This window comes from Leptospira selangorensis, from assembly GCF_004769405.1.
GTDB lineage: Bacteria > Spirochaetota > Leptospiria > Leptospirales > Leptospiraceae > Leptospira_B > Leptospira_B selangorensis.
The window spans coordinates 1-16,260 of the sequence record NZ_RQES01000027.1 but is presented as its reverse complement, the minus strand read 5'-3'; the positions used below and the strand labels follow the sequence as shown (position 1 = coordinate 16,260).

Genomic DNA, 16,260 nt, shown 5'->3' with positions numbered 1-16,260 from the left:
GAGGGCAAGGTAAAAAGGATTTTCGATCTAGATCAAATATCAGATGTAGGAGTTCCTACATGGGTAGTCCAAAGTAAATCCTATAGACGTTTTCTTAACTCTGCGATCTTCGGATCATCCGGAGAAAGGAGAGATGCCTCATCCAATAATTTTTTCGCCCGGAAAGAATTGCCAAGTAATCTATAAATATCCGACAGGTTGATCAGATTTTTCAAATGATTCGGAGAACGTACCCTTAACTTTTCACCGAGTTCCGCAGCTGATTTCAGATATTCAGAGTCTTTTTTCTGCGTATAAGCCTTCTTCCAAAGTATAGAAGAATAAAATAAAAGTTCTGTTTCAGAAGGATCCCAGGATAGGGACTTCTCCGCCCATTCTGCAGCTTTTTTGAATTCTGATATTTTATCGTACCATCTGGATAGAAGTTTGGCAACCTGAGGAAAATAACGTTCTCCAACTACGCCTGATTTATTTAAACCTTCTTCCAAAACTCGTATTGCATCCTTTGTGTTTCCTTTTTGGAAAATGGACTCTGCTTCCGAGATGGATTTTTTATCTTCCATATAAGGATTTCTGGTAGGATTATAAGAAATAGATAATATACTTAAATCATCCGAAAGTTTTCCTCTACTAATAAGGGATCTACGGATCGTTTTTAATTTTCCGCCACTTTCTTCCACAGAGGCTAAGAAGATTGTCTCATCCTCGTTCATCACTCTTTTACCTGAAAAATCCTCTTCTAATACCAGATCATCTCTACCGTCAGATCCGCAGAAGATCGTATCTCCAGGAAGCATTCGGAATGTTTGGACTTGGATCTTGGTACCGAACATTTCGGAAATACCTAATTTACGAATATTGGATTCCGCTCCTAAAAACATCGCCTTTCCATCCCTGTATAATACAGGCCAAGGATGTTCCGCATTTATATAATACATTGCTCCGGTAGAATGTTCTACGATCCCCAAAACCGCGGAGATCAACATAAAACCGTCGAACGTTTCGAATACATTTTGTAGGTCTATAAACGCTTCTTTCAACCAGCGTTCCGGAGACTTAGATTGTATCTCCGGAGAAAGTCTAGTTCGACTTATGATAGAATTAAATACCGAACCTAAGACCAATGCACCGCCTGCACCCTGGATGGATTTTCCCATCGCGTCTCCGTTAATGAATGCAGTGTAATCTCTATCTTGTATTTTTACTATATACGCGCTTAAGAAGTCTCCCCCCAGTTCGTAATCTTTTTCCTTGAAGGAGAATTTTTTGTATTGATCCAGTAGGAATTCCACTTTGACCGCGGAATTTTCGGAATTGTCTAATTTGATCAAAGGAGAGAGAAGAAGTGCTGTTAAAAAATAATCTCCGTCCTGCTTTTCTTTTAAAGCCTGGATCTGCTGCATTTTTTCCGAAATTTCTTTATTACTTTCTTGGATCTTAAATCTGCTTACAAAGCTAACGAAACGATATCTTTCCAGGATTATAGAGAAGACCAGGGTCAGAAGGAATGCAATCCCAAGATTCTGCATGGAATACGCAGCCTGAGGAGTGCTCAAATTCGGAGAATAAATAAGGGCGGAACTGACGAAAGAAATGAAAGATAATATTAAAAATACGAAATATGAATTTTTAGGAAGAGGAACAAATACGATCGTGATAAGAGCGATCTGTAGTCCTGATACGTAATTTGGATCGTCTGCAATTCTACCCGTGAAAAAGGAGGTACAAAGTAGAAGGTAGGCAATGAATACATATGCCATTTCCAAACTATATTTGCGAGTGGGGATCCTAAACAATGTATCCAATAGAAGGAAAATTAAACAAAGAACTCCAACTAGGGAGAATCCGATCCGGAAATAAAAAAGTTCAGGAAATTCGGGATGTAATTTTTGGTCCGTTCCAAAAGCGAAACCCAACCATACAAACATCGCAAGTACTGCACCTGGATACTGGATGGCGCGGTTCTGTCTTTTCAGATCATGAATGTATTCTTTTTCATACACTTCTCGATCTGGGTCCTTCTTAAAAAAACCTAGAATAGAATTCCATTTGTTTTGAAAACTACCTGCCCGGGAGGAAGTATATGACATCTACTGAATCGAACTCCGTTCGGTTCAAGTCCCTAAAATAAGTGGGAAATAAGAACCGGGTCTAAACAAAAATTATCATCTACTGATTTGGAGTAAAGAAACTTGTGTAATTTCTAATGTCTTGACCGACCGAGTTCTCGAATCCAAGCTGTGAATCTATGGCCAAAACAAAAGACGCTAAAACTCCTTCTTTTCCGATTTCTTCTCAAGTTTTCGATACCTTAGTGATAGGGGGAGGGATTACAGGTGCCACTACTTTGTGGGATGCCACCTTACGCGGGTTAAAGGCAGTTCTTGTTGAGAAAAATGATTTTGCTTCCGGGACAACCCAAGCCACCTCTAAATTAATTCACGGAGGTTTAAGATATTTAAAAAATGCAGAGTTTGGGCTAGTGCGAGAATCATTAAGAGAAAGAAGGATACTTGCAAAGATCAGTCCTCATGCTCTCAAAACATTAGGCTTTATTATTCCGATATATTCTAATTCAGAAAAGTGGATCACCAATATCGGCCTTGGAATGTATGATTATTTTTCGTACGATCGAAATAAAAATATCAGTTCGGATTCTTGGATCCCTAAATATAGATTTTTATCACCGGAAGAAGTAGTGATGGAAGCTCCGAGTCTTCCTAGAAACGGGCTTAAAGGTGGATTTTTATATTACGATTATCAGAACACGAATCCGGAAAGACATACATGTGAATTCATCTTCTCCGCCGAAAAAAAAGGAGGAACTGCTCTCAATTATACGGAGCTAGTTGCGATTTCTAAGCAAGGAGAAGTTTATCAGGCAATCTTAAAAGATAAAAGAAGCGGTAAAACGTATCCTGTTTTTGCAAAAACAGTGGTGAATGCCGCAGGTCCTTGGGCGGATTTTGTAGAATCTTTGGCAGGAGTTGGAATGGACAAGGTGCTCGTCCGATCCAAAGGGATCCATATTGTAACCAGGGCATTGACCGTTTCCAAGGCGATAGTTTTAAAGAAAAGAGATAAAACTCATATGTTCGTTCTTCCTTGGAGAGGTAAAACAATCATAGGAACAACGGATACCGTATTCTCGGATTCTCCGGATAAATTTAAGGTCACAAAATCCGATATCCAAGGTTTATTAGAAGAAATTAATATTGCATTCGGATATTCGGATCTAACTGAATCGGATGTGGATTTTTATTATGGTGGAATGAGGCCTTTGGTAGAAGATCCCGGTGAAAAATCGGACACTTACAATGCTTCCCGTAAAACTGAAATTTTAGATCATAAAGAAAAAGGGCTTCCAGGATTCTATACTGCTTTGGGCGGAAAATATACGACTAGTAGGCATTTAGCGGAGAAGATTACGGACAAACTCTGCGAGTATCTGCCTGGAAAATTTTTGCCTTGTGAAACGGATCAGATCCCGCTTTCTTCGGGAGAATTTTCGGACCATTCTTCTTTAGTAAAAGGGCTTACTAAAAAATACCCGAAACTCTCCGGGGAATATTTGGAAACCTTAGGCGCTAGATATGGAAGTTTGGCTTACGAAGTTCTTAAATACCAAAAAACGAACGACGAATTTGTGACCTTGAATAATGGAGAAGAGTTCAATACTGCTGAGATCCGTTATATCGCCTCCGAAGAGAAAATTGAAAAGGGGACGGACTTTTTCTTCCGTAGATCAGGAGTAGGAGTGCCTGGCGCACCTTCTTCCGAATCACTTCATAGGATCATCGAAGAATTGGGGAAAACCCTGGGTTGGAACCCTGCGCGAAAAAAAGCGGAAAGTTCGGATATACTCTCTCGTTATCATTTTTGACTTTTCATCTAGTTTCAATCTGGTATCTCTTTAGTAAGCTAGTTACATGGATTTAGAAACTGCTTATTTAGTTTTTGGGATTGCCTTCGGTTGGATCTGGTCTTTGGGGATCTTACTTTCTCCCGCTTCTTTGGGAGAAAGGACCAGAGCCTCTCTAATCATGTTTTGTTCTTCTTTCTGGCTTGTGGGAGCTGCAACATTCCTTTCCGGGTTGGTCAAAACATATCCGGTCTTGTATGCGATCCATATTCCTTTTGCATTGGGAATTGCTCCTCTTCTATATATCCACTTTCAGATCACTTTACTCGGACTGGAACTTTCTAAAAAAGAGAACCTTCTTCATTTTCTGCCAATTCTATTTTCCGTAATTTTACTTTTACCTTTTTGGCTCGGCTCAGAAGAATTTAGACTTCGCACATTACAAGAGATCACACAAGGAAAAACCTACTCGAGTATACTTGTGTTCCTGCAGATCACTCCTAAAATTTCGATCCTTTCCTATTTTCTACCTTTGCTCTGGATTTACAGAAGTTACTTATTCCGTTCAGAACAAGACGAGAATGAAGAAAGAGCCAGAAGAATGTTTTTAATCTTCATATGCCTCGTTTGTTTTGTGATCTTCTGGGGACTCACTGGTTCCATTTTAAGAAGAATTGAATTCGTAAAAGAGAGTATATTCAGCCTTCCGGTTTTGTTAGTGGTAGGTTTTTTACTATCTCAGCGGGAACCGAATTGGCTTGGCTTTGTTGGAAAAAGTTTAAGAGAAGTCCGTTATAAAAAATCTAGACTGAAAGGAATGGATGAATCTAAGATTAAAGATCGTTTAGAAGCATTGATGAGAAGAGAGAAGGCTTATGCGGACGAAGATCTTACACTTTCACAACTTGCAGAAGAGTTAGGCCTAACCAACCACCAACTATCCGAATTTTTAAACCAACGTCTATCCATGAAATTTTCGGATTATATCAATTCATGGAGGGTAGAAGAAGCAAAAGTTTTGCTCTTAGAAGATCCTGATCGTTCTATTTTAGCGATTTCAGAATCAGTTGGATTCAATTCTAAATCTGCATTTAATGAAGCATTTAAGAAATTTGTGGATTCTACACCTAGCGAATTCAGAAAAACCGCAGTCTTATACAAAGCTTCGTTAAAATTTTAAAATTCGCACGTCCTGAGTTATACGCCAGGACGACAAACTTGCAAGTCGGCTCTATACTTTCCTCCATCCTAGGAGGTGGCATGAAAACTCTTGCCGATTTATATCAATCGTCCAAAAATAAATATGGGAATCAGCCCGCGTTTCTAACTAAAAATTCTTCGGGAGAATTCGATTCCGTAGGCTATTCGGAATTGTACGAGTTGGGATTACAGCTTGGGACTGCACTTATAGAATTGGAATTTCCGTATAAGGGACATGCTGCCGTTCTTGCAGATAACCGTTTGGAATGGATTATCACCGATTATGCGATCGTTATGGCGGGTGGCGCGGATGTTCCGAGAGGAACGGATGTCACCGATTCCGATCTAAATCATATTCTTCCTCATAGCGGTGCTACGATCGTATTCGCAGAAAACGATTCAGTCCTAAAAAAACTCTATCAAAACCAAAGTGCAATCCAGAACGTACATACAATTATTCTAATTGATAAGAATTCTAAGGGTACTGGAAAAGAACTCAGATTTTGGGATCTGGTACAAAGAGGAAAAGAATTAAGAGATAAAGGCAACCGTGAAATGGAGAAGAGGATATCCCAAATCCAAGAGGAAGATCTTTTTACGCTGATCTATACCGCTGGAACCACAGGTCGTCCTAAAGGAGTTCCTTTAACTCATAAAAATATAATGTCTCAGATCAATCGTATCCCTATCAAACTAGAAGCAGGAGAAAGGATACTTTCCATTCTTCCTGTATGGCATAGTTTTGAAAGAATGTTTGAGATGGTATGTATCCATTTCGGAGCGGGTACGTATTATTCTTCCGTTAGAACATTGAAGGAAGATCTTAAAAAAGTAAAACCTACGTTTATGGCTTCTGCCCCTAGACTCTGGGAAAGTGTGTATCAGGGGATTTATGCCACAGTAGCTAAGTCTTCCGGCGTAAAACAAAGTCTGTTTCATGCGGCACTCTTTTTCTCTTCAAATATCCAATCCGCAAAACGTTGGCTTGGTTTTAGAGAATTGGATCTAACCGGAAGAAGTTCAATTGTCTCTTCTTTTGTAGGAATTTTTAAAGTTCTACAATATATTTTGAATATTCTTCCGGCTACACTTTTGGATCTGATCGTTTTGAAAAAGATCCGCCAGGCAACCGGCGGAAAATTGAAAGGAACTGTTTCCGGTGGAGGAGCTCTTCCTATCCATGTGGATAAATTTTTTAACGCGATCGGGATCCAAGTTTTGGAAGGATACGGTCTTACTGAAACTTCTCCTGTTATCTCCGTTCGTATTCTGGATGAAGCGGTAATGGGAACAGTAGGTCCTTTGTATAAAGGAACTTCTCTTAGAGTTGTGGATCCAAATACTTCTAAAATCCTTTGGACTACGGAAGAAGGTGGGCCTAAGGGATATTCGGTTAAGGGAGAAATCCATGTAAAAGGGGATCAGGTCATGTCCGGATATTATCACGACGAGGAAAATACTCGTAAAGTGATGAGCGGTGAGTGGTTCAACACAGGAGACCTTGGATTGATGACTTATAATGATTGTTTGAAAATTGTAGGTAGAACAAAAGAAACAATCGTTCTATTGGGTGGCGAGAATGTGGAGCCGGTTCCTATAGAAAATATTTTAAGCCAGTCCGAATTCATACTCCAATGTATGGTGATTGGTCAGGACCAAAAATATCTTTCTGCGCTAATCGTTCCAAATCCGGAATTTTTCCCGGAATACAAACCGGGAGTTGGTTTTAGTTCGGCGGAAGAAGAAACAAAATGTGCGGCAAAAATCCAAGCTGTGATCAAAAATGCAATTTCTTCAACGAATGGATTCAAATCATTCGAAAGGGTAGTGGACTTTAGATTATTGCCTAAACCTTTCGAGACCGGTGATGAACTTACTGCAAAACTTTCAGTAAAACGACACGTTGTGACAGATAAGTATTCTGGTTTAATTCGGGATATATATTCAGGCAAAAAAGAAGAAGTTCTGAGATAACATGTTGGAGTTCCAACATGGATAAAGTGCCGCCCCCACCCTAGCTTTGGGTGGCGGGGAGTGGCTCGTGGGAGCGCTCCGTCCCTATATCATATAATTCTAATCTTTACAAACGATTTTTCACATATAACTCTTGTTGGAATTCCAACAAACTGCTTATTCTTACAATATAGAAAAAATTCCCGCAAGCTTATGGGCTTGGGCTCTAAAACTTCAAAAAGTGAATGTGTTCGCTAGAACCACTCCCATAAAGTCTTTCACTACTTCGGCTACCTCATCCAGTTTGATGGATTCTTGGTCCACAATCCTTTGGCCCACTGTTCCTAAAATAATACTGATCAAAAGTCTGTTCAGATTCGGGTTAGTAATCCCTAAATGTTTTGTGATGATGGTTACGTATTCTTTCATCGCTTCTGCGATGAGTTGTTTTTCTTCTTCATGATTTTTTAATCTAGAAACATCGCAAATGATATAGAGAAGATTTTGGAAATAGGTCTCTCTATCCTTTACCATTGTGAAGAGTGCTTCTACTCTTTTTTCGATGGTTTGGTTATCTTCTCCCTTTGAATAGACCTGTAATTCTTCGATGTCCTTATTAAGTACGAACTTTACGAGTTCTTTAAATATATCTTCTTTAGTTGAGAAGTAATGGTAAAGAGTTCCGGTGGAAACATCCAATTCGGTGGCGATTTCTCTCATAGAAACAGCCGAATACCCTCGCCTCGCCAAAATATCCACACACTTGGAGAGAATCTCGGCTTTATATTTTTCGTGGTTTACGATTTTGGGCATTTCTTGGGTCCTGAAGAGTTTTTTTCTATTTACCGTTTTCGCTAGTTCTAAGGCTCCTTTGAGAGAGAAGGGGAGCAACCCCCTCATATTTAAGGAGCAAGTTAATTATTTTATTTGTTCGAAAAAAGAATGCAAGTGTTTTTTCCAGTTTGGGTCCAGATGACTTAAGATCCTTTCCTTTTGTTCTTCCGCATCCTTACGTCCTGTCTCGAATGCATGCCTCACAAGGTTTGGATTCGTATAGTCAAACCCCTGCTCTATAAATGGTCCTTCCGGGGAAACAAGCAATGTATCCGATAAGACCGAGGCGGATTTTCCCACTAAGGTAGTAGGCTCGTAAAAAACTCCTATCTTAGGCAGGTCGGAGGAGAAGTCCTCAAGCAGAAGATTATTCGTTAAGCCGCCGTCCAGATAATAATTTCCATTAAAACTTTGAAGGGGCAAAACCGGGAAGGCAGAGCAAGAGTTCATTACGATCTGAGTGATTGTTTCAGGATCGGTTAGGTCCTTCTCCGTAAAAACTTTTTCTCTCCATCCCCAATCTTTCATTTTTTGTAATACTTCATAAGGTTGTTCTCCTTTTCTTCTTAAGGTTTCGTCCTTAAAATAAGCACGAATAATAGAAGCCGCCTTAGCAAAAAGTATCCTTTGGATCGGTTGTCCCTTTTTGTTTTTGTCCAAACTTTCATTCGGGATCTCTACGGTATGTATCCTGATCTTTGCGGCCTTAGAGATAAGTTTGGAAAATCGGAGGCAATATTCTACAGTTCTTCTCGCGATACCATGGTGAGGGAAGGGGGCACTTATCCTAAGAAGTCGATTCCAATAAAAATTTTTAGGATTTCGTTTAGTAAGTTCTTGGAAATAATTCGAACTGTCTTCCTCTGTTTCGGATAAGGTGCTGATCGCCATTGCGGCTCCGGCGCTTACTCCAGAAACTTCCTTAATTTTTAGACCCCAAGTCCTTAGTGTATATGCAAAACCCAATCCGTAAAACGCTTTGATCCCTCCGCCTGCGATTGCGAGAGCGATTTCCTTTTTGATCCCTAATTCTTGCCATGCGGTCCGGATACCGTTTTTTAATTTAGTTTCTATAGAAAAAAGCGGGTTCATTTTCCTACATATTGGTTGTGTCTCCAAATCATGGCAATTTTAATTTGCCCGAATCCAATTTCTTTACAAGATCGGAATATAGACTAGGAGATCCACCTTGGCGAATCAAAAAGATTTAGAAGATATGCAGAAAGAATGGGAGAAGTTTTCCAAGGCCGCACCTGGCTTGAAGGTTCCCCCTCCTGCTTTTAAAGAATTGTCCGGCGAGTTCGTTTCTTATGTAAGGAAGAAGGAGATGGTCTGCAGTTTTTATGTGGAGCCTAGATTCTCCAATCCCATGGGAGTTTTCCAAGGAGGCTTTTTAGCCGCGGCTTTCGATAATACTTTCGGTCCATTATGTTATTTGGCTGCAGGAAAGCCGACCACCACTTTAGAATTAAGCGTTAGCTATATTCGAATGGTAAAAGAGAACCAAAGGATAACTGTACAGGCAAAAGTAGTCGCTCGAGGTAATCAGCATATCTACTTAGAAGGAGAAGCTTTCGACGAAGAAGGTAAACTTCTTGCCAAATCGACCACCCAAGTATTGATCTTAAGACTTCCTGGTGGAGCAGCTTAAATATTAAGTTTCCGGAATCGAAGGTGGAGAGGAAATTTCCTCTTTCGGTTCGGTGATTCTCTCTAAAGGAAGTTTTTTTACGTGTTCCGCCATCTCTTTCAGAATATTTGCGGTGATATCTTTCATTATATCACCGATCACTTCCGTTTCCAGAACTTCCGCGATCATTCTTCCTATATCTTCTCCTAGTTTATGAGAGATCTGGGACATGAACGGTATCTTGGATAATTCTTCTAATAAAAACTTGGATTGTAAGGATTCATTTACCTTGGAATTGAGCTGATCATTATGTTTGGAAATTGCTTCTTTCGCAAGTTGGCTATAATCTAGTCGGAGCATCACTTCTTCCACTCGTTCCAAAGAATGTAGAAAAACCGCATCCGCGATTGTATCTACGATCACATCTCTGAACCTGAATGTGATCTCGCGAGTTAAAACTTCGCTTACATTCTGACCGGAAGTTCCGAATCTATAAAATGCAATTGCAAGTTTAACTCCTCTTAAAAGTAAGAATGGTCTAAGGAAATAAAGTGGGACGATACCAATTAATTCGTACCAATTTGTCCTAAGATATTTTTTGATGTCTTTTTTTTGTCGGACCTTGATCCAAACTTCTATTCCCCACAAAAAAATAACGAATAGATCGAATGCAAGAACGTAGGCAGGAATATCCTTGTGTATGAATTCTTTGTACGAATTTACGAATAATAGAAAGAATACGTCGATTGCCGCTAAGCTTAAAAGAAAATAATCTCTTGCCGTACCTGGTAAAACACTTCTCCAATATTTTACAGTTCGTATGAAGTTTCGGATTTTAGAGGATTTTGCCGGTTGGGAATTTGCTTCCGCCATGTGCCATTGTCCGATTCGGTTCGGTGTTTACAAGTTTTTCCAAAACATACATTCTGGTCACTAGTTTTAAAGGGATGCATTTAGTCGTAGACGGTTTCAACCTGATTTACAAAATTCCTGAATTGGAAGAGTATATGTATTCCAATCGTTTGAGGGATGCCAGAGTAGGCCTCTTGAGAATTTTGGAATCTTATTCTTCAAAACTGAAAAGTTCTAAGGTCCATGTTTTCTTCGATGGTAAAAAAGAGAAAGGGAACGAAACCAAAGAAGATTCGTACGGAAAAATACGCGTTTATTTCAGCCAGGACCGAAAGGCGGACGATTTGATCAAGGAATATATCAAATTTGCTCCAAGGCCTGCGGATCTGTTCGTAGTAACTTCCGATCAGGAAATTTTGGCTTTTGCAAAAAGACTAGGAACAAAACCTATACTATCCGAAGAGTTCGTAAAAAAAATAGAAAGCGCCTTAGCGGAAAAACCGACTCGGGAAGAAAAGGACTCGGGCGCAAAACTTTCTCCGGGAGAGATTCTCTACTGGAAGGAACTATTCAAGAAGGGAAAGTAAAAGAGTGCTCTACAATTCGATCTTATTTTTCGTTTTTTTCTCAATCGTTTATTCTATCTATTGGCTTCTTCCTGAAAGGAAAAGATCCGATTTTTTACTCATTTCCAGTGGGATCTTTTATATAGTAGCTTCTTCCACTATTCTAAGTGGTATTTACTTTTTTCTCCATTTCTTAATCATAGTTTTATTCAATTATTTCGCTTATTTTAAGATCAAAACTTCCTCGAAGCCTAAGGCTTGGATGATTTTTGCCGTTCTACTGAATGCGATCAATTTGGGGTTCTTTAAGTATTTCTATTTTATGAATAGGATACTTTTTGATCTTACTAAATATCCTTTCTTTGACGAAGTTCCTAGAATATTGCAGATCTCTCTTCCTTTAGCAGTGAGCTTTTATAGTTTTCAAATGATCGCTGCAGCCGTAGACGCTTATAGAAAACCGGAAGGAGTATTGATCAGTCTTAAACAATATCTTGGTTTTGTAATATTCTTTCCTGTGTTGATCGTGGGACCGATCCTAAGGACCAAGGATTATTTTATAAATATAGGACATTTGAGTCCTGATAAGGATAAGATCGTACGTGCCTCTTATCTAATGATCTCAGGTTTGATCAAAAAAATACTGATCGCGGATCCTGTGGCAGGAGTGATTGCTCCTGTTTTTGGAAGTCCGGGACAATATGACAATCTTTCACTTGTACTAGCAGCATTCGGATATGCGATCCAAGTATATTGTGATTTTTCAGGGTTAACGGATATGGCAAGAGCAGTCGGGCTATATTTCGGATTTGAACTTCCTGAAAATTTCAATGCACCTTTATTTTCTCCTTCCGGAAGAGAGTTATGGCAGAGATGGCATATGAGTCTTTCTTTCTGGCTTAGGGATTATATTTATTTTCCTTTGGGCGGAAGTAAAAAGGGAGAATGGCGCACTTATCTAAATCTGATCATCACTATGACTGTTGGTGGTGTTTGGCATGGAGCGGATTATACGTTTATCGCTTGGGGATTCTATTGGGGAGTCATACTTGCGTTCGAAAGATTTTTAGTCGGTAAGTTCGGCTGGAACGATGAAGATTCCAAAAGTAAAATTCTCAATTTCTTACGGATACAATTCGTATTTTGTTTATTCTCTTTCAGTGCGATCTTGTTCAGGGCAAACTCCGCAACTAAAATGGTCCAACATGTTGTGGGAATAGCGACTAATACACAAAATTATCTTTCTACATCTTTGCAATCTTTAGGTTTTGGTTGGATAGAAAATTCGATTTCTTTGGTAACCGGGCCTTCTCCTTTTATCTTAGAATCCATGAAGAATATTGAAAAAATCGGATATTCTTATTTAGGATTTATAGTATTCCATTGGATACAATCCAGAAAGGATCTATTATTACAGTGGGGAAGAGGAAAAGATTGGCTGGTTGTTGCTTGCGGAGTGGTCACAGTATTCGCAATTGCCTTATTATCGGAGGACTCCGGAGCCTGTATCTATTGCCAGTTCTAGGTCGAAAATGAATATGAAAAAGAATACATTTTTACTTCTTCCTCTACTTGTTCTTTTGATCTCTTTGGGATTGGATCGCCTGTTCACCTTAGAGTTTTTTCAATATTATTATTCAAATACATTATCTCATCTGAATTTTATTAGCAAAGAAGATCTATATTCGGATCTCAAAGAATATCTGAAGAAGGACCCAGCTTCTCGAAAAAAAATAATCGTCTTTTTCGGAAATTCCAGAGCACTTTTACTTCCCAATAGGGAATTGGAAAAAAGACATCCGGACTGGATACTTTATAATTTTTCAGTTCCGGGTGGATCTCCTGATTATTTCTTATACTGGATAGAAAGATTTAAATCGGATGGTACAAGACCGGATTTTGTACTTTTAGATCAATCATTAGAAATATATAATAAAACTCCTGTTCTTGCTTTAGATGAGGTCCTAATTCACGGGCTTTCCTCTGAATTTATATTGAGACATTGGACTAAGTATTCTAGGGAAGAATTATCCGTATTTATCTCTAAACATCTATTTCATACCTATCGGGACAGGCCTAAGTTATGGAGAATTTCGGAAAGAATGCAAAATTCTTCCGCTTTAGCAAAAGTGTATAAAGCGGCGGTCCAAGAAATACTTACCGCATTAAAAGAAGAAAGGGGAAGTACTCCGAGAGAATTAGTTAACCAAAAACATACGGATGAACAACTAGTTCAGGCTTCCGAGACGGATTTTTCCTCTTATCTAAAACCTTATACATTTCATACAAATATGTTCGAAATGCAAAGGGATTCCATTCGTATATTGAAAGAATATAATGTTCCTTATGCCACTATTTGGGTGAAGGTGGCTCGGCCTTATTTTAATCTATATATGACTAGAAAGGTCGAAACTTCGGAAGGCCTTAAAACTCCAATGGAAGTTTGGAAACCTATCGTAGAGAAGTTTAACCAAGAAACTGGAACTGCATTTTGGAATATGAACGAAGATCCTAATTGTAATTGCGAAGAATTTGCAGACCCAGGTCATATGTCCCCGAATTGTTTCCCTGTATTCGGAGATTATATCTTTAAAAAGTTAGAAGAAACTTTTCCAAAAACTCATACAAAATAAGGAATCAATTCCGGGAGAATTTCTCCCGCTTTTCCTTGTAAGAAAAGGTCTGAATATCTGCTGTAACCGCTTGGATCAATATTGATCTCGATAACGAATGCTCCGTTTTCTTTTGCAATCCTGGCAAGTTCCACCGGAATTCCCACAGCTCCGGAAGAACCTATCACAAAAACGATCTCCGATTTTTCTGCAAGGTAGACCGCTTGATTTAGGAGATCGGTGTCATATGATTCTCCAAACCATAAAACATCCGGTCTGACCAAACTTTTGCAGTTCCGACATTCGGTAGAATTTTTAAGTTCAGAAGGATCCGAATCATACGTTTTACTGCAACGAGTACATTTATTCCTAAAAATATTTCCATGTATCTCGATGATCCTTTCAGAACCTGATTTTTTATGAAGGCCGTCTACATTTTGAGTGATTAGATAAAAATCGGATCTTTTCTTTTCCAATTCCGCCAATGCAAAATGTGCAGGATTCGGAGACTTGTTAGAGATCAGTTCTATTCTCCAGAGATACCATTCCCAAACTAGTCTAGGATCTCGCTGGAATGCCTGAGGAGTTGCGAGTTCTTCCGCTCTGTATTCTTTCCAAAGACCTTCTTTTCCTCTGAATGTAGGAACTCCACTTTCAGCGGAAATTCCGGCTCCCGTAAGCGCTAGGATGTTTTTGGAATTTTTGAACTTCTCGATTAATTGGGAGGATATTTGCATTTTACAAAGGAAGATGTAGATTCTTTTCCACTTCTTTTCTTTTTTCGAGTCCCGACAGAAGTTCTACAATTTTTAAAGAAAATTCGAATGCAGAGCCTGGACCTATACTAGTTAAAATTTTATCAGAAAGTTCTAATCTGTTTCCCGTGTATTTTTCATCTGTCGGAACACTTCCTGGAAACGCTGTGAATTTTTGGTTTTGAAGAATATTATGAGATAATAAAACATTCGGTGCCGCGCAGATTGCACCAATCCATCTGTCCTCTTTTTTAAAGTTTTTTAATATTTCTGAAACTAAGGGACTTGCATTTAGATTTTTGGTGCCTTGGTTTCCGCCAGGTAGAACGATCATATCAAAAGAAGAAGGATCGATTTCTGACAAAAGTGAATCTGAGACTAATTTGACCCCTCTGGAAGCCGTAATAGAATTTGTGGAAATTCCCGCAGAAACTACTTCTATCCCTGCTCTTCGAAGCACATCCACTATAATGACTGCTTCCATTTCTTCCATTCCATCCGCAAAAGGAACAAGCACCTTGGGCATATTCTTCTCCTAAAATAAGTATTCCGAAGGCGATAAACCTTCTTCTCACCGCCTGCAAGGCAGGCTTTTATAATTTAGAATTTTGGAAAAGAAATCAATTAAAACTTAGGCGAGAAAAATTCCCCGCCTGATTTTTAGCTCTTTAGTTCCGGTTTTTTGGACCAAGTAAGATTCGAATTCAAAAAATAGTTAGAAACCATTGCAGTCAAAATGGAAAGGATATCTGCACTGAATTTTAAGGTAAGTTCAGAAGCCCCATTCCACTGTTTGAAAATAGAATAATAGATAAAATGGAATACGGACATTTGTACTAAAATTCCCACCATACTCACTAAATGAAATAACAGAAATCCAAAGGCCAAATTTTTCCCCGAATATCTTCTTTCATAGAACGTAAAGTAATTATTTAAGAAGAAGTTAGACAGGATTGAAAGTTCTATCCCGAAAAATACTGAAAGCGAGAAAGGATCCAAAAAGGAAATCCCAGTTTGAATATCCGGAAACTTGCTTAATTCTGCGATCAAAAACCCGACTAAATTAACAATTACACCGCTTGCTCCCACTAATGAATAGAGTAGGAACGTTGGAGAGATCCATTTTCCGAAACGAATATCCAGGATTGCCAAAAAGAAACTTTTGATCACAGAGTTATTTAGTTTGGTTTCTCCATACATTCTAGTTTGGAAAGTATAAGGGATTTCTTCTATTTTAAGATTTTCTTTACTTCTTCCCAAAAATTCCAAAAGGATTTTAAAACCTCTCGGGTTGATTGAGTTTTTAGTTTCCGAATACACGGAACGTTTAATGCCGAAATATCCGCTCATCGGATCTGAAACAGGAAGGCCTAAAAGTCCTTTTGCCAAAAAATTTGCAAATCTGCTAATACCGATTCTTGCTAAAGACCATTTTCCGGTCGATCCACCTTTGGCGTATCTTGTGCCGAGGCAAAGATCCACATCTCTTTCATAGAAGGAGCGGATCATCTCCGGAAGGATTTTTTCGTCATGCTGAAGGTCGGAATCCATCACCACGAAAACTTCTCCTTCTGCAGCGCCCATACCTGTTAAAACTGCGGAAGATAAACCTTTTCCGCTTAGTCTACGGATAACTTTGAGTTGTGGAATCTTTTCCTGAAGATGTTCCGCAATTTCCCAAGTATGATCCGGGCTATCGTCATCCACCACGATGATCTCATGACGGTAATCAGATAAAGATCTAGTAATCCGATCTGCCGCAATAGGTAGGTTTTTGCTTTCGTTGTATGTAGGGAGTATAACGGAAACGGATGGTCGCATAAGACCAAATTTCCATCCGGAAGTTTTGAATTCAATATTTTAAGTAATTAATTGATTACTTACTAGTAATTTTTCGTTACCGACCGAAGTATCCGGGTGAAAATAGAAATCGGTCTATTCGAATTTTATAATACGGTCGGCTGAGTTTTTATAAATGTAATACTAAGACTTACAT

The 16,260-nt window shown here is 39.0% G+C and carries 14 protein-coding genes; 7 read left to right on the top strand and 7 right to left on the bottom strand.

Translation table 11 applies throughout. The annotated features are described in order from the left end of the window. Positions 1–80 precede the first annotated feature (80 nt). Positions 81–2,090 carry a SpoIIE family protein phosphatase gene (locus EHO58_RS19145; RefSeq protein ID WP_135680996.1) on the bottom strand — a complete coding sequence of 670 codons (2,010 nt, stop codon included), beginning with the start codon at positions 2,088–2,090 and terminating at the stop codon, positions 81–83. A gap of 158 nt (positions 2,091–2,248) precedes the next feature. On the opposite strand from EHO58_RS19145, the gene EHO58_RS19140 reads away from it, so the two are divergent. The 3 genes from EHO58_RS19140 to EHO58_RS19130 all read left to right on the top strand — a co-directional run bounded on the left by EHO58_RS19140 (position 2,249) and on the right by EHO58_RS19130 (position 7,036). Beyond that, positions 2,249–3,883 (top strand): glycerol-3-phosphate dehydrogenase/oxidase, encoded by a 1,635-nt coding sequence (locus EHO58_RS19140; RefSeq protein ID WP_135680995.1) that lies wholly within the window; start codon positions 2,249–2,251, stop codon positions 3,881–3,883. 46 nt (positions 3,884–3,929) lie between these two features. After that, positions 3,930–5,042, top strand: coding sequence for a helix-turn-helix domain-containing protein (locus EHO58_RS19135; protein WP_135680994.1), 1,113 nt, complete (start codon positions 3,930–3,932; stop codon positions 5,040–5,042). Positions 5,043–5,122: 80 nt separating this feature from the next. Beyond that, a complete protein-coding gene (locus tag EHO58_RS19130) occupies positions 5,123–7,036 on the top strand; it encodes an AMP-dependent synthetase/ligase (RefSeq protein WP_135680993.1) in 1,914 nt (637 codons plus the stop codon). 213 nt (positions 7,037–7,249) lie between these two features. Here the strand turns inward: EHO58_RS19130 and EHO58_RS19125 are convergent, their stop codons facing one another. Beyond that, entirely contained in the window at positions 7,250–7,828 is a 579-nt protein-coding gene (locus EHO58_RS19125; RefSeq protein WP_020771550.1) for a TetR/AcrR family transcriptional regulator, read from the bottom strand. 105 nt (positions 7,829–7,933) lie between these two features. Further along, positions 7,934–8,941: a patatin-like phospholipase family protein gene (locus tag EHO58_RS19120; RefSeq protein ID WP_135680992.1), complete on the bottom strand. Its 1,008-nt coding sequence runs from the start codon at positions 8,939–8,941 to the stop codon at positions 7,934–7,936. A 97-nt stretch (positions 8,942–9,038) separates the two neighbouring features. Here EHO58_RS19120 and EHO58_RS19115 point away from each other — a divergent pair, with 97 nt between their 5' ends. Next, the gene (locus tag EHO58_RS19115; protein WP_100707290.1) at positions 9,039–9,500 is read left to right on the top strand and encodes a PaaI family thioesterase; all 462 of its coding nucleotides are present in this window, start codon (positions 9,039–9,041) and stop codon (positions 9,498–9,500) included. Positions 9,501–9,503: 3 nt separating this feature from the next. Here EHO58_RS19115 and EHO58_RS19110 read toward each other — a convergent pair whose 3' ends face one another. Then, positions 9,504–10,352, bottom strand: coding sequence for a hypothetical protein (locus EHO58_RS19110; RefSeq protein WP_135680991.1), 849 nt, complete (start codon positions 10,350–10,352; stop codon positions 9,504–9,506). A 74-nt stretch (positions 10,353–10,426) separates the two neighbouring features. Here EHO58_RS19110 and EHO58_RS19105 point away from each other — a divergent pair, with 74 nt between their 5' ends. From EHO58_RS19105 to EHO58_RS19095, 3 genes are read left to right on the top strand one after another with little or no spacing between them, the layout of a single operon-like run. Next, entirely contained in the window at positions 10,427–10,918 is a 492-nt protein-coding gene (locus EHO58_RS19105; protein WP_207797647.1) for an NYN domain-containing protein, read from the top strand. Between the two features lie 4 nt (positions 10,919–10,922). After that, entirely contained in the window at positions 10,923–12,422 is a 1,500-nt protein-coding gene (locus tag EHO58_RS19100; protein ID WP_135680990.1) for an MBOAT family O-acyltransferase, read from the top strand. 13 nt (positions 12,423–12,435) lie between these two features. Then, positions 12,436–13,530: a DUF1574 domain-containing protein gene (locus EHO58_RS19095; protein WP_135626323.1), complete on the top strand. Its 1,095-nt coding sequence runs from the start codon at positions 12,436–12,438 to the stop codon at positions 13,528–13,530. Here the strand turns inward: EHO58_RS19095 and EHO58_RS19090 are convergent. The 3 genes from EHO58_RS19090 to EHO58_RS19080 all read right to left on the bottom strand — a co-directional run bounded on the left by EHO58_RS19090 (position 13,518) and on the right by EHO58_RS19080 (position 16,085). Continuing rightward, entirely contained in the window at positions 13,518–14,246 is a 729-nt protein-coding gene (locus EHO58_RS19090; protein ID WP_135680989.1) for an SIR2 family NAD-dependent protein deacylase, read from the bottom strand. The two genes, EHO58_RS19095 and EHO58_RS19090, sit on opposite strands and share 13 nt — an antisense overlap. 1 nt (position 14,247) lies before the next feature. Next, positions 14,248–14,790 carry a DJ-1 family glyoxalase III gene (locus EHO58_RS19085; RefSeq protein ID WP_135680988.1) on the bottom strand — a complete coding sequence of 181 codons (543 nt, stop codon included), beginning with the start codon at positions 14,788–14,790 and terminating at the stop codon, positions 14,248–14,250. Positions 14,791–14,924: 134 nt separating this feature from the next. Beyond that, a complete protein-coding gene (locus EHO58_RS19080; RefSeq protein WP_135680987.1) occupies positions 14,925–16,085 on the bottom strand; it encodes a glycosyltransferase in 1,161 nt (386 codons plus the stop codon). Between the last annotated feature and the right edge of the window lie 175 nt (positions 16,086–16,260).